This is a genomic window from Streptomyces lycii, assembly GCF_009735685.1.
In the GTDB taxonomy this organism is placed as follows: Bacteria; Actinomycetota; Actinomycetes; order Streptomycetales; family Streptomycetaceae; genus Streptomyces; species Streptomyces lycii.
Genome location: NZ_WHPN01000206.1, coordinates 1 through 18,770, shown reverse-complemented (window position 1 = coordinate 18,770; position 18,770 = coordinate 1). Strand labels below are relative to the sequence as shown.

The 18,770-nt window shown below is 73.8% G+C and carries 16 protein-coding genes; 15 read left to right on the top strand and 1 reads right to left on the bottom strand.

The genetic code is table 11. The annotated features are described in order from the left end of the window. Positions 1-68: 68 nt before the first annotated feature. Entirely contained in the window at positions 69-920 is an 852-nt protein-coding gene (locus GCU69_RS08335; protein ID WP_156205537.1) for a PaaX family transcriptional regulator, read from the bottom strand. Positions 921-1,592: 672 nt separating this feature from the next. Here GCU69_RS08335 and GCU69_RS08330 point away from each other — a divergent pair. The 15 genes from GCU69_RS08330 to GCU69_RS08260 form a co-directional block, all read left to right on the top strand. Continuing rightward, the gene (locus GCU69_RS08330; RefSeq protein WP_170315806.1) at positions 1,593-2,339 is read left to right on the top strand and encodes an AfsR/SARP family transcriptional regulator; all 747 of its coding nucleotides are present in this window, start codon (positions 1,593-1,595) and stop codon (positions 2,337-2,339) included. A 332-nt stretch (positions 2,340-2,671) separates the two neighbouring features. Beyond that, positions 2,672-3,814, top strand: a complete 1,143-nt coding sequence (locus tag GCU69_RS08325; protein WP_098754118.1) for a Glu/Leu/Phe/Val family dehydrogenase — start codon at positions 2,672-2,674, stop codon at positions 3,812-3,814. Positions 3,815-3,817: 3 nt separating this feature from the next. Beyond that, positions 3,818-4,807 (top strand): NAD(P)-dependent oxidoreductase, encoded by a 990-nt coding sequence (locus tag GCU69_RS08320; RefSeq protein ID WP_156205536.1) that lies wholly within the window; start codon positions 3,818-3,820, stop codon positions 4,805-4,807. After that, on the top strand, positions 4,804-5,946 hold the full coding sequence (locus tag GCU69_RS08315; protein ID WP_098754120.1) for a sulfotransferase family protein: 1,143 nt from the start codon (positions 4,804-4,806) through the stop codon (positions 5,944-5,946). Before GCU69_RS08320 ends, GCU69_RS08315 begins: the two co-directional genes overlap by 4 nt. 60 nt (positions 5,947-6,006) lie before the next feature. After that, positions 6,007-7,224, top strand: a complete 1,218-nt coding sequence (locus GCU69_RS08310; protein ID WP_156205535.1) for an ABC transporter substrate-binding protein — start codon at positions 6,007-6,009, stop codon at positions 7,222-7,224. Then, entirely contained in the window at positions 7,221-8,981 is a 1,761-nt protein-coding gene (locus tag GCU69_RS08305; RefSeq protein ID WP_098754122.1) for a thiamine pyrophosphate-dependent enzyme, read from the top strand. Before GCU69_RS08310 ends, GCU69_RS08305 begins: the two co-directional genes overlap by 4 nt. Before the next feature lie 10 nt (positions 8,982-8,991). Continuing rightward, complete coding sequence (locus tag GCU69_RS08300) at positions 8,992-10,506, top strand: FAD-binding oxidoreductase (RefSeq protein ID WP_170315805.1); 1,515 nt, start codon at positions 8,992-8,994, stop codon at positions 10,504-10,506. Beyond that, positions 10,503-11,846 carry an APC family permease gene (locus tag GCU69_RS08295; RefSeq protein WP_170315804.1) on the top strand — a complete coding sequence of 448 codons (1,344 nt, stop codon included), beginning with the start codon at positions 10,503-10,505 and terminating at the stop codon, positions 11,844-11,846. The genes GCU69_RS08300 and GCU69_RS08295 overlap by 4 nt, the downstream gene beginning before the upstream one ends. Further along, a complete protein-coding gene (locus tag GCU69_RS08290; RefSeq protein WP_098754125.1) occupies positions 11,846-13,000 on the top strand; it encodes a pyridoxal phosphate-dependent aminotransferase in 1,155 nt (384 codons plus the stop codon). Before GCU69_RS08295 ends, GCU69_RS08290 begins: the two co-directional genes overlap by 1 nt. Before the next feature lie 60 nt (positions 13,001-13,060). Continuing rightward, positions 13,061-13,789, top strand: coding sequence for an SDR family NAD(P)-dependent oxidoreductase (locus GCU69_RS08285; RefSeq protein ID WP_170315803.1), 729 nt, complete (start codon positions 13,061-13,063; stop codon positions 13,787-13,789). Positions 13,790-13,862: 73 nt separating this feature from the next. Continuing rightward, on the top strand, positions 13,863-15,290 hold the full coding sequence (locus GCU69_RS08280; protein WP_098754130.1) for a cystathionine beta-synthase: 1,428 nt from the start codon (positions 13,863-13,865) through the stop codon (positions 15,288-15,290). 127 nt (positions 15,291-15,417) lie between these two features. Further along, a complete protein-coding gene (locus GCU69_RS08275) occupies positions 15,418-15,966 on the top strand; it encodes a CGNR zinc finger domain-containing protein (RefSeq protein WP_098754127.1) in 549 nt (182 codons plus the stop codon). 270 nt (positions 15,967-16,236) lie between these two features. After that, entirely contained in the window at positions 16,237-17,499 is a 1,263-nt protein-coding gene (gene thrC, locus GCU69_RS08270) for a threonine synthase (protein WP_098754128.1), read from the top strand. 348 nt (positions 17,500-17,847) lie between these two features. After that, entirely contained in the window at positions 17,848-18,129 is a 282-nt protein-coding gene (locus tag GCU69_RS08265) for a MoaD/ThiS family protein (RefSeq protein ID WP_098754131.1), read from the top strand. 96 nt (positions 18,130-18,225) lie between these two features. Next, positions 18,226-18,770: FIG domain-containing protein (locus GCU69_RS08260; RefSeq protein ID WP_408055778.1), on the top strand; the 545-nt coding region annotated here is incomplete at its 3' end.

The following is an 18,770-nucleotide window of genomic DNA, read 5'->3' as shown; positions in this document are numbered from 1 at the left end:
GTCCGTACACCCTCCGTACACCCCCGTCCGCACACCGTCCGTACACCGTCCGTGCGCCCCGCGCCGCCTCAGCCCAGATCCGCCACCGTGCGCCGGACATGCTCCGCGGCCGCTTCCCGCAGCCGGTCGTGCAGCTCGGCGAACACCTCGGCGCTCCGGCCGCCCGGCCAGCCCGCCGGCAGCAGTTCGGGCGGCAGTCCCGGATCGGCGTACGGGATCCGGCACCAGGAGTCGAGGACCAGCAGATGGTCCCGGTAGGCCTCCTCGGCGGACCCTCCCCGGCGGGCCTTCCAGCGGCGCAGCAGCGGCTCGTGGCCGGTGAGGAAGCCGCGGTGCAGCGCCGCCACCGCGTCCAGGTCCCACCAGCGCCCGACGGAGCGGACCGTCGGCTCGTATCCCGCGTGCGCACCCGTGAACAGGTCGACGTAGCCGGCCAGCCGCAGCCGCTCCAGGGTGTGCCGGGTCTCCTCCAGCAGAGGCGCCGGCGCGATCCACACCCCGGGCGCCGCCGAGCCGAACCCGAGCCGCGCCAGCCGGGAACGCAGCAGGTGCCGCTTGTGCCGTTCCTGCTCGGGTACGGAGAACACGGCCAGCACCCAGCCGTCACCGAGCCGGGCCGCGGGCCGCCCGAAGATGCGCCGGTCGCCGTCCTCCAGCAGTTGCCGCGCGCTGTCCGACAGGGCGTACCCGGCCGCGCCTCCCGCGGTGCGCGCCGGCAGCAGCAGCCCGCGGCGTTTGAGCCGGGAGACCGCCGAGCGGACGGACGGGGCGTCGACGCCCACCGTGCCGAGGAGCCGGATCAGCGCGGCGACGGGCATCGGTCCGGTGACGCCGTGCGCGGCTTCCCCGGATGGGCGGCCGCGCCCGTGGGCGCCGTAGAACGTGACGATCAGGGATCGCGGAGTGTGCTGCTCTGCCACATGATCACTCTAGATCTTCCGCGGTGGCCCGCCGCACGCCCGAGTCCCCCGGCCGGGCCGGTCCTCGGGGCTGTCCGGGACCACGGGACCGCCCTCGTTCCGGACGTCGGATACCTTCAATAGTTGCCGGTCATATGCGGAACGTGATTTTTTCACTTGTCGGCTCATCTCCGGGTTCCCTAAGTTCGTCACCGGCTAGACCCGCTTTGGTGCTGACCTCCCCCCATCCCACCGGGAGCCCATGTGGCCGTGTCCGGAGACCGCCTCGCCGCCCCGCCCGCCCTGCCGCGAACCCTGCCCGGGGCGGCTCGACGAGAGCCGGGACAGCAGGCCCCGCCGAGGACGGGGGACGGAGGCGGCGAGCAGCGGTTCCCGAACCGCTCCGGAACACCGCCCTGCTGAGTGAGCGACGGCCGCCGCCGGCTCGTACGCGACGCGGCCCGGCCGGTGCCCCCGCGCTCCGCGGGGAGACGACGACTTCCGCCCTTGACGGACCGTCCGGGCACGACCCCCGGGCGGTCGGACGATGACGGGCGGCCCCTCGCGGTCCGGACCGGGCCGCGGCGGTGTCCGCCTTCCTGCTCGCCATCCAGAACTGGGGGATCGATGATCCGCATTCTTGGCCCTGTCTGTGTCGAGTCCGGTGGGACCTGCCATGCTCCCCGGTCGACCATGGTGAGAGGGGTGCTGGCGGCGCTGGCCATCCACCCGGGCAAGGAACTGTCCCGGGACGAACTCCTCGGACTCCTCTGGGACGAACCCCCCGCGTCCGCCGAGGCCAATCTGCGCGGCTACCTCAGCGCGCTGCGCAAGGACCTCGGCGACGCGGCCGAGTTGGTCGTGCGGCGGGGCGGGGGCGGCGGCCGCGGTGTGGCCAGCTACCTCCTGGCGGCCGAGCCGGCCGCGGTCGACCGGACCCGCTTCGTCAGCCTCGCGATCGCGGGCGGTCGCCGGCTCGCGGAGGGCGATCCGGAGGAGAGCAGCCGGCTGCTCACCTCCGCGCTCGACCTGTGGCGCGGCCCCGCCGGCATCGACGCCGCCGGTTCCAGCCGGCTGCGGGCCCGTCTCGACGCCCTGGACGAGATGCGGCTCAACGCCATGGAGGACCAGGCGGAGGCGCGGGTGCATCTGGGCGCCTATGCCGAGGCCGCCATGCGGGCCCGCTCCGTCATCGCCGACCACCCGTTACGGGAGCGGTCCTGGGGCGTGTTGATCGCCGCGCTGTACGGGAAGGCCGACTTCTCCACCTGTCTGAGCACGTACCGCAAAGCGCAGCGGCTCTTCCGCGACGAGTTGGGAATACCGCCCTCGCCCGGTCTCCTGGCCGTCCATTCGGCCGCGTTGCAGTACGACAGCGCCCAGGTGCGCAGCAGCCTCCGCTCCATGCGGGGACGGCTCGACGAACTCGCCCACGCGTGACCTCCCCACGGCCGCGGCTCCTCCGCCTCCGGCACGGCCGGTACGCCTCCCCGGGCTTCGCCTTTCCACGATTCCGGCACCCCCGCCGAGTTCACCGGCGCCGTGCCGCGGACCGGAAAGGACTGATCATTTCCATATGCGGTGAGCATGCGGCCGCCATGCTTTTGCCGGATACAGTCGTCGACGGCGGGAGCGAAACCGCGTCCATCTCCCCGAAATACGCGGGAATTAGTGCTCGCCGCCGTGCATCGCGCCGACAGGCGGGTGCCGAAAAGCACGACGTGGCGCATGTCATCCGCATCGAGGCCTTGCGGCCGTGGAGGCGAGTACGCATGACAGGTACGCTTTTGCAAAGTAGGCCCGCGGAGGAGAGCGCGGCCGACCCGCTGCTGGCCACCGTGGTCACGTCCCCGCCGGACGGGCTCCACAGCTGGGTCGTGGTGGACTCGCTCGCCGACGGCATGGCGATGGGCGGCACCCGGATGACGGAGTCCGTCACCGAGGACGAGGTCAAGAATCTCGCCCGCGCCATGACCACCAAGCTCGCCCTGGCCGGACTGCCCATCGGCGGCGCCAAGGCGGGCATCCGGGCCGTCCCCGGCCGCCGGGACGAGACGCTGCGCGCGTTCGGCCGCTCCGTCGCCCCGCTGCTGCACGGCGGCGTCTATCTGGGCTGCGACCTCGGGACCACCCACGCCGACCGCGACGTCTTCTTCGCCGAGGCCGGATACGACGTGCTGCGCGACACCCGGATCCCGCGGCTGCCCACCGACTGGGCGGATTTCTGGAAGCCGCTGGTCGACATCACCGGGTACGGCGTGTCCGTCGGGACGCTGGCCGCCGTCGACAGCCGGTCCGACACGGGCTCCTGCCGGGTCGCCGTCCAGGGTTTCGGCACGGTGGGACGCGCCGTCGCCAAGACCCTGGAGAACCACGGGCACCGCATCGTCGCCGTCGCCGATGTCGAGGGCACCGTCCACGACCCGCGGGGGCTGCCGGTCGCCGACCTGCTGGCCGCGACCAACTCCGCCGGCACCATCGACCGCGGCAGGCTGCCCGACTCCGTGACCGTCCACGGCGAGCCGGAGGCGTGGCTGGACGTCGACGCCGACGTGCTGGTGCTGGCGGCCGCCGGGGACGCCGTCCGGGCGGACAACGTGGACCGGATACGGGCCCGGATCGTGGTCGAGGGCGGCAATCTGTGCTGTACGGCCGAGGCCAAGAAGGCGATGGCCGCGCGCGGCGTCGCGCTGGTCCCCGACGTGGTCGCCAACGTCGGCGGGGCCGCGGTCACCGGGTGCGTCCTCACCGGGACCGTTCCGTACGACCTCCCGCACAAGGAGATGGTCAACTGGCTGTTCGACTGGGTCGGTGACCGGGTGCGCCGCAACAGCGAGGACGTCCTGGAGATCGCGGCCGCGGGCTCCGCCGATCCCGTCTCCGACCTGCTCGCCCACCGCGCGAAGGCGAGGTAGGCGATGGCGGAGACCGCGGCGCCCGCGGTGCCGGACGCGGCCGGGGGAGCGGCCTGGGACGGTCTCGACGTCCTCGTCGCGCACAGCAGGATGGCCCCCCGGCTGCTGCCCGTGATCGAGGGCGAGCCCGGCATCCGGCTGCGGATGGCGGAGGAGGCCGGCACGGACGACGCCGATGTGCTGATCGGCTTCCAGTTCCCGCCGGGCAGCCTGGCGAAGCTGGACCGGCTGCGCTGGCTGCACCTGACCGGGACCGGCGTCGACCATCTGGGCGCTGCCGGACTCCGCCCCGGCGTGCTGGTCACCAACTCCGCCGCCGTGCCCGTCACGGCCGTCGCCGAGTACGCGGTCTCCGGCCTGCTGTTGCTGCTCAAGGAACTCCCCGAGGTGGTCCGCGACCCGGCCGCCGCCTGGTACCGGTCCGGGGCCCAGCTGCTCACCGGGAGCACGGTCGCGGTGGCCGGTGCCGGACGGATCGGCCGCGCCGTGCTGCGCCGGCTCACCGCCCTCGGCGCGCACACGGTCGCCGTGACGCGGCGCGGGGACGTACCGGTGGCCGAGGCGGAGCGCACGGTGCCGGCCGCCCGGCTCGTCCGGGAGGCGCCCGGCATCGACCATCTCGTCGGCTGCCTGCCCGGTACCCCGCAGACCCGCGGGCTCGTCGGACGGGAGGTGCTCGCGGCGCTGCCCGAGCACGCCACCGTGACCAATGTGGGTCGGGCCGAGACGGTCGACAACGAGGCCCTGCACACGATGCTGCGGGAGGGGCGGCTGCGGGGCGCCTTCGTGGACGTACACGAGCGGGAACCGCTGCCGCCCGACGATCCCGTCCGCAGCGTGCCGCGGCTGATCCTCTCGCCGCACCGCGCCTTCGCCTTCCCCGGGGAGCCGGCCGAGGTGGCCCGGACCTTCCTCGCCAACCTGCACGACCTGAGGTCGGGCCGTACCCCCCGCGACCTCGTCCCGTGGCCAGCAGAAAGGAAACCGGAATGACGATCGCGGCCGACTCGGTGTCCACCGCAGTGAGGTCCGGGCCGACCGGCCCGGCGCCCTTCTCGGAGGCCCTGCACCACTTCGCCACCGCCCTGCGGTACGAGGCGCATCTGCGGCCGGAGGACGTGGACCCGGTGTGGCGTTCGATCCTGCGCTCCCAGGAAGTGCTCGCCGACACCGCGGAACTGCTCGGGTCGCGTCCCGACATCGCCCGACTCGACCTGGGACGCCCGGTGTTCGTCATCGGCTTCCTGCGCACCGGCAGCACCCTCCTGCACAACCTGCTCGGCCGGCACGAGGCGCTGCACAGCCCGCTGCTGTGGGAACTCGCCCACCACACGGACGCCGTCCGGTCGCCGGACCGGCACGACGAACTGCGGGACCGGGCCCAGGGCTACGTCGACGACTACTACCGCAAGGCCCCGGAGCTGCCGGCCGTCCACTTCATCGACGCCGGCCGCCCCGACGAGTGCCACCGGCTGCTGGCCAACACCTTCCACAGCATGGTCCTGGAGATGCGGTACCGGGTGCCGTCGTACGGCGACTGGCTGCACCGGCAGGACCTGGCCGAGCCGTACCGCCGGCACCGCGAGCAGCTCCAGGTCCTGATGAGCCTGCACCGGGACGCGGACGGCGGGCAGCCGGTGCCCGTGCTCAAGTGCCCGTTCCACACCTGGTTCCTGGACAGCCTGGTGCAGGCGTACCCGGAGGCCCGCTTCATCCATCTGCACCGGGACCCGGTCGAGGTGGTGGGGTCGACGGCCAGCCTGTGCCGGGTGCTGCGCGGGGCGCGCAGCGACCACCGGGAGCTGACGGAGATCGGCGCCCAGTGGTTCACCCGGATCACCGGCCTGTCCCGGCGTCTCGCCGAGAGCCGCGACGACCTGATCGGCGGCCGGCCCGTGCTGGACCTGCCCTACCGGCAGCTGGTGGGCGACCCGCAGGAGGCCATGCGGCGCATCTGCGCGTTCCTGGAGATCCCGTACTCCGAGCGGTTCCGCGCCGCGGTGTCCGACCACCTGTCCGCGGCGCCCGCCCACGCACACGGCAAGCACGTCTACACGCTGGGGGACTTCGGCCTGTCGGCCGACGCGGTCACGCGCGCCACCGAGTCCTACCGCAAGCGCTTCGGAGTCTGACCGCGGCCGGCCGGCCCCCGACGGGCCGGCACCGCGGGCCACCACAGTGAGGAGTCGAGTGTGTCCCAGTCGCAAGAAGCCGTGCGCGCCGCCGGACTGGTCGAGGAGCAGAACCGTACGGCCCCGGAGGGTGCCCTGCGTGTCGGCGTCCTGACGCCCCTCGGCCCTCCCGGCGACCCGGTCGCCGGCGAGCTGTGCGTCCGCGGGGCCGTGCTCGGGGCCCGTTACGCGCAGGAGCACCAGGTCGGCCCCGGGGTGCGGCTGTTCCTGGCCAACGACCAGGTGGGCGCCGACGTCGAGCACATGTCCCGTACCGCGGTGGGCGGGCTGGGCAAACTCGCCCACCTCGACCGGATCAGCGCGCTGGTGGGCCAGTGGCACCTGCGGACGACGCCGGCCGTCGCCGACGTGGCCGACGAGATCGGGATCCCCACCTTCATCGAGAACGGCCACAACACCGTCAACCACGGCAGGCGGCACATCTTCCGCACCTACTTCTCGATAGCCGACCGCGCCCCGCTGATGGCGTCGTTCGTACGGGAACAGGGCTGGAAGCGGATCGCGCTCGTCGCCGCCGACACCGTCTTCGGGCAGATGCTCGCGGACACGCTGGAGGAGGCGCTGCGCGAGACGGTGCCCGGCGCCGAGGTGCTGCGGATCGACTTCGAGCAGGACGGCGTCACCGATCTGGACCCGCAGCTGCGGACCGTCGCCGAGTTCGCCCCCGACCTGCTGCTCAACGCGGCGGTGGTGCGCACGAACTACATGGTCATCGCCTCGGCCGTGGCCGCGGGCGTGCTGCCCGGGGTGCCGATGATGGCCTGCTTCCCGTTCCCCATGCGGGCGCAGGACTACTGGAGGCTCGCCGGCGAGGCGGGCGCCGGAGTCGTCTGGCCGGCCACGCGGTTCGGACCGGACTGGCCCGGACTCAGCTCCGTGGGACGGTGGTTCGTGGAGAACTACGAGAAGGAGTTCGGCGGCGCCCCGCCGGACAACTGCCTCAACGCCTTCACCGATGTGGTCGTGCTGGCCCAGGCCGCCGCGCGGGGCGGCACCGGCCGCGAGGAGCTGCAGCGCGCCCTGGAGACCGGCACGTTCGACACCTGGCGCGGCCCCGTGTCCTTCGACTGGTCCGACGCCAAGGGCCACCACGACAGCCCGGAGATCGTCCTCATGCACTACCGCAAGCAGGGCGACAGCGCGCAGGACGCCGTCGTGGTGTGGCCGGAGGAGGCGGTCACGGGCCGCTACGAGACGCCCGCACGGCGGCAGAAATGACCGCCGTCACCACTGCCACCGCCGCGGAGCGCGGGGCCGACCGGGAGGACGGCACCGACGTCGCCCGCGCCGTGGTGCGCTTCCTGCGCGACGGGCTCGGCAGCGACCGGCTGTTCACGGTCCCGGGCGAGGCGTTCCTGCCGCTCCTCGACGCCGCCGGGGACGACGGGCTGCCGGTCGTCACCGCCCGGCACGAGGGCGGCGCCGCCTTCGCCGCGCTCGCCGACACCCGGCTCACCGGCCGGCCGGCCGTCGTGGCGGTCAACCGCTCACCGGGCGCGGCCAACGCCTGCATCGCCCTGGACGCGGCCAAGGCCGATCCCGCGCCGCTGCTCCTGCTGGTCGGGGGAGCGGACCGGGGCACCGACCCGGTCCTGGGATTCCAGGGCACCGGCATGGACGCGATGCTGGGCGGCCTGGCACCGGTGATCACCCCGGAGCGCCCGGAGGACCTGCCGGCTGCGTTGGAGCGCGCCGCGCGGGTGCTGGGTGCGCCGGTCCCCGGCCCCGTCGTCCTCGTCGTCCCCGAGGACCTGTGGGACCTGCCGGTCCCCGGCTCCGCGGCCTGCGCACCGGCCCCCGCCACCGCCGCTCCGGGCCCGGGGGAGGCTCGGCGGGCGGACGCGGCCGAGGCCGCCGCGCGCCGGGTCCGCTCGGTGCTGGCCGCCGCGCGCCGGCCGGTTCTCCTGGCCGGGCGGCTGCTGCGCACCGGCGACACCGACCGGCCCGGCGACCTGCTCGACGCGTTCGCCCGCGCCGCCGGCGTGCCCGTACTGCTGGGCAACAAGCAGCAGGACCTGCTCGACAACGGACACCCGCACTACGCCGGGCACCTGCACCTCGGCACGCCGGCCGCCACCCGGGAACGGCTCGCCGAGGCCGACGCCGTGGTCCTGCTCGGCGCGCTGCCGGACGAGATCCACCTGTCCGGCTGGTACGACGGCGGCGCCGGCCTGGTCACCGTGCACCCGGAGCCGCGCGGCCCCGGCGAGCACCTGGCCGCCGACCCGCCGGAGGTCCTGGCACGGCTGGCCGCGGCCCCGCCCGGCGGAGCCCCGGCGGCGGACGACGGCGCCGGGACGGCCGGCGACGCCCGCGCCGCCGGGCACGGCACGGAGCGCCACGGCTGGCTGAGCGGCTGGCGTTCCCTGGAGAACCGGCTCAGCGCCCCGCACCCCCGGCCCCGCCCGGACGGGGTCGACTTCACCGAGATCGCCGCCGCCCTGGACAGCAGACTGCCGGACGACGCGATCCTCACCCTCGACGCCGGGAACTTCAGCAGCTGGATCCACCGCCATGTGCGCCTCCGGGCCCACCAGCGGCTGCTGGCGCTCGCGGGCGGATCGATGGGATTCGGCGTGCCGGCCGCGGTGGCGGCGGCGCTGCGCCACCCCGACCGCACGGCCGTCGCCGTCGTGGGCGACGGCGGGCTGCTGATGACCGGCAACGAACTCGCCACCGCCCGCGCGGCCGGCCGGTTCCCGGTGATCATCGTGGCGGACAACGGCGGATACGGCACCATCCGGGCGCACGCGGCCCGGCGCGGCGCCGCGACCGACTGCGGCACCGGCCTGGAGAATCCGGATCTCGTGCAGTGGGCACGGTCGTTCGGGCTGCCTGCCGAGCGGGTGGCCGAGCCGTATCATGCCGCCCCGGCGGTACGCCGGGCCCTGTGCAATCCGGGCGGCTACCTGCTGCACGTGCGTGCCAGCTCCCAGGCCGTGCACGCCAATTTCGACCTGCCGTCAGCTCACTAGGAGAACCGTTGTGACCACACGCCCACCCCTCGTACGGGAGGCAGCGGAAGAGGGTGCCGCCCGGCACGCCGACGCCCTGCGGCTCCTCGTCGGGGAGCGCCATGTCCTCGTGGGGCCCGACCTGCCCGGGCGCTACACCCAAGACCTCTGGGGCAGCGACCGCGTCGGGGTGGCCGGAGTCGTCGTACGGCCCGGCACCGCCGAAGAGGTCGCGATGGTGCTGCGCTACTGCCACGCCCACGGGCAGCCGGTGGTGGTGCAGGGCGGCATGACGGGCCTGGTGTCCGGCGGGGTGCCCGGGGCGGGCGAAGTGGTGCTCTCCACCGAGCGGTTGACGGAACTGGGCGCGGTCGACCCGGTGGCCGGGACGGTCACCGCCGGCGCCGGGGTGACCCTCGCGGATCTCCAGCAGCACGCCGCGCCGCACGGGCTGACGGTGCCCATCGACCTGGCCTCGAAGGACTCGGCCACGATCGGCGGCTGTGTCGCCACCAACGCCGGCGGCGTCAACGTCGTCGGCTACGGCATGACGCGAAGGCACGTGCGCTCCCTTCAGGTGGTCCTCGCCGACGGCACGCTGCTCGACCTCTCCACCGACCTGGTCAAGGACAACGCGGGCTACGACCTGAAGCAGCTGTTCATCGGCAGCGAGGGCACCCTCGGCGTGGTCACCGCCGCGACCCTCGCGCTGCACCCGGCCCCGCAGGGCCGCACCGGCGCGTTCTGCGCGGTGGCCGACGTGGACGGGGCGCTGAAGGTGCTCGGCACGCTGCGGGAGCGGATGCCCGGCTCGCTGACGTCGTTCGAGGTCATCTGGGCCGACGCGTACGCGGTCCTGGAGGGGACCGGGGTGCGGCTGCCGCTGCCCCAGGGACACCCGCTGTACATCCTGGCCGAGTGCGAGACCAGCCGGCCCGACGACGCCGACGTGTTCGTCGCCTGCCTGGAGGAGCTGTCCGACACGCTGGCCGACACCGCCGTCGCCACCTCCCCGGCGGACCTGAAGGCCTTCTGGCGGGCCCGTGAGCGCATCCCCGGCGAAGTGCTGCGCATGCAGCCGCTGTTCGGCTTCGACGTGAGCGTGCCCGCCGGTTCGCTCGCCGCGTCGCTGGAGGAGATGCGGGCCGAGCTGCGACGCCAGTGGCCGGGGGTGCGCCTGCTGGTCTTCGGCCATCTCGGCGACGACAACGTGCACATCGCCGTGGCCACGGGCGAGAAGACCCGTGAGCGCAAGGCCGATGTCGAGCACATCGTCTACCGCACCGTCTCCTCCTGCGGGGGGTCCATCTCCGCCGAGCACGGCGTGGGCTTCGAGAAGCGCGAGTATCTCGGCTACACCCGGTCCGCGGGCGAGATCGAACTCATGCGGACCCTGAAGACCGCGCTGGACCCGGGCGGAATCCTGGGCCGCGGGCGGGTCCTGCCGTGGACGGCGGACGGGGACGACGGGACCGGCGGCACCGGACTGACCGGCGGCAACGGCGGGAACAACGGCGGCAGCGGGAACGGCGGGGCCGCCCGGTGACCGACACCGCTCAAAGCACCGCCGCCCGCGGGCTGACCCGCTGGCAGGCCATTCCGCTGGCCATCGGGTCGATCGCCGGGTCGGGCATCCTCTTCCTCCCGTCGGCCGTCTACGCACGCGCCGGCCACAACAGCCTGCTGGTGTGGGCGCTGTCGATCCTGCTGTGCCTGCCGATGCTGCTCATGTTCGACGACATGGTGCGCTCCAACCCGGACGGCCGGGGCATCGAGGCGTTCATCCGGCTCGGGCTCGGTGACGTGTTCGCCCGCTGCGTGCCGGTGATGTTCATCGCGCTGGTCATCGTCGGCCTGCCGTCCGGCGCGTTCGTCGCCGGACGCTACGTCGCGCAGACCTTCGACATGGCCCGTGCCACGACGATCACCATCGCCGTGGCGGTGCTGGTCGCGGCGCTGCTGATCAACCTCGCCGGGGTGCGCGCGAGCACCCGGGTCCAGACCGCGGCCACCTGGGGCCTCGTCCTGGTCGCCACCGTGCTGCTGCTGTCGGCCGTTCCCTCGGCCCGGGACGGGCTGGACACGGTCGTGCCGGGCACCAGCGGCCTCGACGTCGTACTGCCGGGCGTGCTGCTCTCCTTCTGGGCCTTCGCCGGTTTCGAGAACCTGACCTTCCTCGCCCGCGAGTTCCGCAACCCGGAGCGCGACTTCCTGCCGGTCAGCTCCATCGCGCTCACCGTCTACGGCATCTTCACCATCCTGCTCACCGTGGCCATCGCCGTCACCGTCCCGCGCGGCGACGTCGACCAGGTGGTCGGGCTGCTGCAACTCGTCGAGGCGGTGGGCTGGGGACAGGCCATGCTGTGGGCGGTCACCTTCATTGCGTGCTGCGCGATGCTGCTGAACGCGATCGCCTGGGTCTGGGGTGTCTCCCAGCTGACGTACGACGCCGCCGACAACGGCATGCTGCCGGCCGTGCTCGTGATGTCCGGCGGCGAGAAGTCCCGGAAACGGTCGCTGACGCTGCTGGCCGTGCTGTTCTCCGCGACCACCGTGCTGCTGGGCTTCAAACCGTCCCTGGTGGTCGACACCACGGCCACCGCCAGCGCCATCTTCATGCTGCTGTACGTCCTCAGCATCGTCTCGTACGTGCGGGTGCGGGGCCTGACGGTCCGTTCGGGGCTCAACCTCGTGCTGTTCGTGGTGATCGCGGTCAGCCTCCTGGAGTCCCTGCAGCACGCCCTGTACGGAGTGCTGGTGCTGATCGCGGCCCTCGTCACCCAGACGGTCCGGCGCCGCCGGAAGAACGGGACGCCCGCCCCGGAGGCGCGGGAGGCGGCCGCCGGGCCCCCGGCGGGCGAGCCGGCCGAGGACGGTGACCGCTGATGGCCGCCGCCCCGGCCGCCGGCGCGGCCGTCACCGAGTCCGTCTTCGTACGCATACCCGCCCTCGCGGCCCGGCACGGGGCCGTCAACCTGGCCCAGGGCGTCTTCGACCACGGCCCGGAACCGGTCCTGCTCGACGCGCTCGCCGCGGTCGGCGGGGGCGTGGAGCACCAGTACGCGCCGAGCCCGGGCCACCCCCGGCTGCGGGCCGCGCTGGCCCGCCACGTCGAGCGCCACGACGGCGCGGCGGTGCGGCCGGACGAGGAGATCACCGTCACCGTCGGCGCCACCGAGGCCCTGCACTGCGCCATCACGGCGCTGGTGCGGCCCGGCAGCGAGGTCCTGCTCGTCGAGCCGGCCTACGAGCAGTACGCCCCGGTGGTCCGCTCCGCCGGCGGCGTACCGCGCGCCCTGCGGCTGCGGTCGGCGCGGGAGCGCGTCACGGCCGAGGAGCTCGAGGCGCTGGTCACTCCCGCGACCCGGGCGATCGTGGTGAACACCCCCTGGAACCCGCTCGGCCGCGCGCTGGACGAGCAGGAGTGGCGGGCGGTGGCCGGCCTGGCCGAACGCCACGGGATCGTGGTGGTGTCCGACGAGCCCTACGAGCATCTGAGTCTGGACGGCAGCCCGCACCGGGGGGTGCTGGCGGCGGTGCCCGATCCGGAACTGCGGATCAAGATCTCCTCCGTGTCGAAGACCTTCGCCGCCACCGGCTGGCGGATCGGCTGGGCGGTCGCGGGCCCGGAGCTGACCCGGCGGATCCGCGCCGTCCACCAGTTCCTCACCTTCTGCCCGCCCACTCCGCTGCAACTGGCGACCGCGGCCGTCCTCGACGACCCGGGCACCGGCGGCGTGCTGGAGCGCCGCGCCCGCGAACTCGGGGAGAAGGTGCGGGGCTTCGCCGCCGACCTGCGCGGGCTGGGCCTGCCGGCCGAGACCCCGGACTGCGGCTTCTTCGTCCTCGCCGATGTCGGCGAGGACGCGGAGGACTGGTGCCACCGGATGATCACAGACGCCGGCGTGGCCGGGCTGCCGATGTCCGTCTTCTACTCCGAGCCCGTGGCAGGCACGGGCTCGATCGTGCGATTCGCGGCCTGCAAGCGGCAGGAGACGCTCACCGAGGCGGTCCGCCGCCTCGGGTCGGTGCTGCGCTGAGAACGGGCCGGTCCCGCACCGGGACCGGCCCGGTCCCGAACCGAGAGGGGAACCATGCACGTGGACGCGGCGACATCCGTGGTGGTCGTCACCGGGGGCTTCGGCTCGCTCGGCGACGCGATAGGACGAAGAGCGGAGCGGGAGGGCGCGACGGTGGTCCGCACCGGGCGGACGCCCCGGGACGGCGGCTTGACGCACGACGTACGGGACGCCAAGTCCTGGACGGCGGTCCTGGACGAGGTCGTCGAACGGCACGGCCGGATCGACGCCCTGGTCAACGCGGCCGGACAGCTCGGGGGTGTGCCGCAGGACCTGCTCTCCGCCTCGCCCCAGCAGTGGCACGACCTGCTGGACACCCATGTCGTCGGCACCTGGCTCGGCTGTGCCGAGATCATCCGCCGCCGGCCGGAGCACCCGGTCTCGATCGTCAACGTCTCGTCCACGGCGGGCCTGCTGGCCACGCCCGGGATGGCGCCGTACGGGGCGATGAAGGCCGCCGTGGTGCACCTGACCAAGTCGGTGGCGCTGTACTGCGCCCGCTCCGGGCTGCCCGTACGGTGCAACGCCGTCGCGCCGGCGCTGGCCGACGGGGGAGTGCGGGACGACGTGCTCGCGACGATCAACGAGGACCCGGAGCAGGCCCTCGCGGCCTACCTCTCCCGGGTCCCGCTGGGCCGGCTCGTCGAACCGGAGGAGGTCGCCGACACGGCCCACCAGCTCATCACCGCCGGAGGCGCCTCGCTGACCGGCCAGGTCCTGACCGTGGCGGGCGGGCTGGGCCTCTCCTGAGGAACCCGGCGGGCCCGTCCCCCGGCGCACGCGCGGATTCGTACGGCTAGGCACTCCTGAGGAGTTGATGACCGTGGACTACGTGGACGACATCTGTGACCTGATCGGGGACACCCCCCTGGTCAGGATCGGCGACCTGGCGGCGGGGCTGGAACCGCTGGTCCTCGCCAAGGTCGAGTACCTCAATCCCGGCGGCAGTTCGAAGGACCGGATCGCCCAGAGCATGATCGACGCCGCGGAGAAGTCCGGGCAGCTGCGGCCGGGCGGCACCATCGTCGAGCCGACCTCCGGCAACACCGGGGTCGGGCTCGCCCTGGTGGCGCGCCGCCGCGGCTACCGGTGTGTCTCCGTCTGCCCCGACAAGGTCAGCGAGAGCAAGCGGGACACGCTCAAGGCCTACGGCGCCGAGGTCGTGGTGTGCCCCACCTCCGTACCCCCGGATCACCCGGACTCGTACTACAGCGTCTCCGACCGGCTGGCCCGCGACATACCGGGGGCCTGGAAGCCCGACCAGTACAGCAACCCGGAGAACCCGGCCAGCCACTACCGGACCACCGGCCCCGAGATCTGGCAGCAGACCCGGGAACGGGTCACGCACTTCGTCGCCGGCATCGGCACGGGCGGCACGATCAGCGGTGTCGGACGCTATCTGAAGGAGGTCTCCGGCGGCCGGGTGCGGATCGTCGGGGCCGACCCCGAGGGCTCGGTCTACTCGGGCGGCACGGGCCGGCCCTATCTGGTCGAGGGGGTCGGCGAGGACATGTGGCCGCAGACCTTCGACAAGGACGTCTGCGACGAGGTGGTCCGGGTCACCGACGCGGAGTCCTTCGCGGTCACCCGCCGGCTGGCCCGCGAGGAGGGCCTCCTGGTCGGCGGCTCCTGCGGGCTGGCCGTCGCCGCGGCACTGAAGGTCGCGCGCGGCTGCGGGCCGGACGACGTCATCGTGGTCCTGCTGCCGGACGGCGGGCGCGGCTACCTCGCCAAGATCTTCAACGACACCTGGATGGCCGCCCACGGATTCCTGCCGCCGGGCGGGGAGATGACCGGCGTGGGCGACCTGCTGCGCGCCAAGGCGGCGCCGTCCCCGCACATCGTCCATGTGCACCCCGACCAGACCATGGCCCAGGCCGCCGCGGTCCTCCGCGAGCACGGCGTCTCCCAGATGCCGGTGGTCAACGCCGAACCGCCGGTGACGGCCGGGGAAGTGGTGGGATCGGTCAACGAGCGCGACCTGCTCGACGCCCTGATCACCGAGGCGGCAGGGCCCGGTGATCCGGTGGGCCGGCACATGTCGGCGCCGTTGCCCACGGTCGGCGCCGGTGTGGCGGTCGGCGACGTGATGCCCGCCTTCGCCGCCTCGGACGGGCTGCTGGTCTTCGACGGCGGCAAGGCCGTCGGCGTCGTCACCCGGCAGGACGTCCTGGGGCACGTGTGCGCGGCGGGGGGCGAGCCCGTCCGGGCGGGCACCCAGGACGGCGGGGTGAACGAGGTGGTCGCATGACGGGCCGGCGCCCCGCGGCGGCCACGGCGACGCGCCCCGGCGCGGCCTGCCGCGGATACGCGGCCCGGGCCCGGGTACCCGCCTCGCCGGCAGGGCCCCCGGGCCCCGGTGCCGACGGGAACACGGTATGTACGGCGCGAGACCGGCGTGCGACCTGGACCTGGCGGTCGCCCTCGTCAACACGGCGCAGACACCGGCCGGGCCGCTCGACCGCCTCACCACCATGTCGTACTTCCAGGGCGTCCTGGCGGGGTTCGCCGAGCACCGACTGGCCGAGGAGCTGTCCCCGTGCGACCTCGACTCCCTCCGCCGGCTGCGGCACCAGTTGCACCAGGTGTTCCTCGCCCGGACCCGGGCCGACACGGTTCCGGTGCTCAACGTGCTGCTCCGGCAGGCGGGTGCCGTCCCGCAGCTCCGGGTGGACCGCACCGGCGAGGTGTACCTGGAGTGGGGATCGGACCGGTGCGGCGCCCCGCGGCTCGCGGCCCGGCTGTCCGGCGCCGTCGCGGAGTTCGTCGCCGGCCAGGGCGTACGGCGGCTGGGCGTGTGCGGCGCCCCTCCGTGCGGGCGCGTCTTCGTGGACCGTACGCGCCCGGGGAACCGCAGGTACTGCTCCGAGCAGTGCAACGACCGGGCCTCCGCCGCCGCCTACCGCGAGCGCCGGCGGAGCGGCTGACCGGGCCGGGTGTGCGGATGCGAACGCGCGGAAAGCGGCGGGCGCACACATGACGGACTGGCCGTGACACCGGAAATCTGACCGGAACAAGAAAGAAAAGAAAAACCGACAACGGCGTGGCCCGGCGGGAATTCGGCGGGGCCGGACATTCTTCACCACCTGTTCACCGAGCGGCTCCGCCATGCCTTGTGGCAGGGGAATCACCACCTCGCGGACCGGTTTCCCGGATTCGCAACGGACACCCATGAGGGAGTTGTATCCATGAGTCTGATGGACACCCGCGAGACCTCCGGCCCGGGCACCGTCGCGCCGGACCTCGGGCCCGCGACGGCCCTGCGGTGCCGGGAGTGCGGCGCACGCTGCGCCCTCGGCCCGCGCTTCGCCTGCCCGGAGTGTTTCGGGCCGCTGGAGGTCGACTACACCTTCACCAAGGTCACCCGCGCCTCCATCGAGGCGGGACCGTCCAACATCTGGCGGTACCGGCAGCTGCTGCCCGTCCCCGACGGCGTCACCGCGACGCGCAACACGGAGCCGGGCTGGACCCGGCTGGTGCGGGCGGACAATCTCGCCCGGGAGCTCGGGATGCGGGAGCTGTGGATCAAGGACGACTCGGGGAACCCGACCCACTCCTTCAAGGACCGGGTCGTGGCCGTCGCCCTCGCCGCCGCCCGCGAACTGGGCTTCACCGTGCTGGCCTGCCCGTCCACCGGGAACCTCGCCAACGCCGTGGCGGCAGCGGCGGCGCGCGCGGGCATCCGGTCCGTGGTGCTCATACCGGCCGACCTGGAGCAGCCGAAGATCGTGTGCACCGCCGTGTACGGCGGGCTCCTGCTCGCCGTCCGGGGCACGTACGACGACATCAACCGGCTCGCCACCGAGATCGCCGACGACGAGGACTGGGCCTTCGTCAACGTCAACGTCCGCCCGTACTACGCCGAGGGCTCCAAGACGCTGGGCTACGAGATCGCCGAACAGCTCGGCTGGCAGCTTCCGGAGCAGGTCGTCGTCCCCGTGGCCTCCGGCTCCCAGCTGACCAAGGTGGACAAGGCGTTCGGGGAACTCGGCGACCTCGGCCTGGTGGATCCGCGGCCCTACCGGGTCTTCGGCGCCCAGGCGACCGGCTGCGCGCCGGTGGCCACCGCGTTCAAGGACGGCCGCGACGCGATCCGGCCGGTGCGGCCCGCGACGATCGCGAAGTCCCTGGCCATCGGCAATCCGGCCGACGGGCCCTACGTGCTGGACGTGTGCCGGCGTACCGGCGGCGGCGTCGAGGACGTCTCCGACGACGAGATCCGCGACGCGATCACCCTGCTCGGCCGCACCGAGGGCATCTTCGCGGAGACCGCGGGCGGAGTGACCCTCGCGAGCCTGCGCAAGCTGCTCGACGAAGGCCGGCTCGACCCGGCCGCCCGCACCGTGATCATCAATTCCGGCGACGGGCTGAAGACCCTGGACGCCGTCTCCTCGGTCGTCGGGCCCACCGCCGAGATCCCCGCCACGCTGGAGGGCTTCCGGAGCGCTCTTCCCTCCTGAGCCTCCGCCCGCGGCTCGGTATCCCGGGCGCCACGGGTCCGGATTCCCGTACTCCCGGTCCGGCATCCCGCCCGTGGCCCGGGGCCGGCCCGCAAGGCCGCCCCTCGAGCCCGCCCCTCGAGCCCGCCCCTGTCCCCGATCCCCCGTCCGGATTCCCGGGCCGGATCCCCCCGTCCCGGATTTCCGTCCCGCATTCCCGGGCCGGATCCCCGGGCCGGCCCCCGGTCACCGGGTGCCTCCGAGCCCGCGCCTCCCAGCCGCCGAACCCCGGGCCCGGGCCCCTGCGTGCCCGGGCAGGCCATGAAACGGAAAACCCCCACGCCCATCACGGAAGAGGAGCAGCCTGCCATGACCACGACCGTCCGCATCCCCACCATCCTCCGCCAGTACACCGGAGGTTCCGCCGAGGTCCAGGTCGACCCCGCCGGACCGACCGTGGCCGAGACCCTGCGCGCCCTGGAGGCCGGACACCCCGGAATCCTGGCCCGGGTCTGCGACGAACAAGGCGCGCTCCGCCGCTTCGTCAACCTCTACGTCGACGACGAGGACGTCCGCATGGCGGAGGGGCTGGACACCAAGCTGTCCGACGGCGCGCTGGTCTCCATCATCCCCGCCGTGGCCGGGGGTTGAGCCATCCGCACCCGCGCCCGCGGCCGCCGGCGGCGGACCGTGTGCGGCGGACAGTCCGAGGCACGAATCGAGTCACGAGCGTGAGGGCGGTTCCGGATGGCTTTTCGGGAAGCGAACGACGGCGCGACGGGCTGGGAGGTGCTCCCCGGAGCATGGGCACCGGGGTCGGAGACGCGGGTCGCCGCCGCGATCGTCCAGCACGCGGGCCGGCTGCTGCTCGACCTGCGGTCACAGGAGGAGGAAGGACTGGCGCCCAGCGGCGCGGAACTGGGCGAGCTGGGGCGCCGCTGCGCCGGAGCGCTCATCAGGAACCGCCTGCTGACCACGTTCCCCGGTGACGCCGTCTCGTTGGGGAAGCCGCCGCGGAAGCGCGTCGCCCGCCGGACCTGGGAGGTCGTACCGCTGGACGACGCGAAGGCGTACGGGCGGCCGGGCTGCCCGTACTGGGCCGTGCACGTGGCGCTGCGCGAGCCCGGGCGCGGCGTCACCGCGGCCGTGGTCTCCGTGCCCGCGCTGTGCGGCACGGTGACCTCCACCGGGTCGCGCTCGCTCTGGCACCACCCGGGCAGCCCGCCCGGGACGGCGCCGATCCTGCTGCACGACGGGGCGCGGGGCCGGGAGGCCGCCGTCGCGCTCGGCCG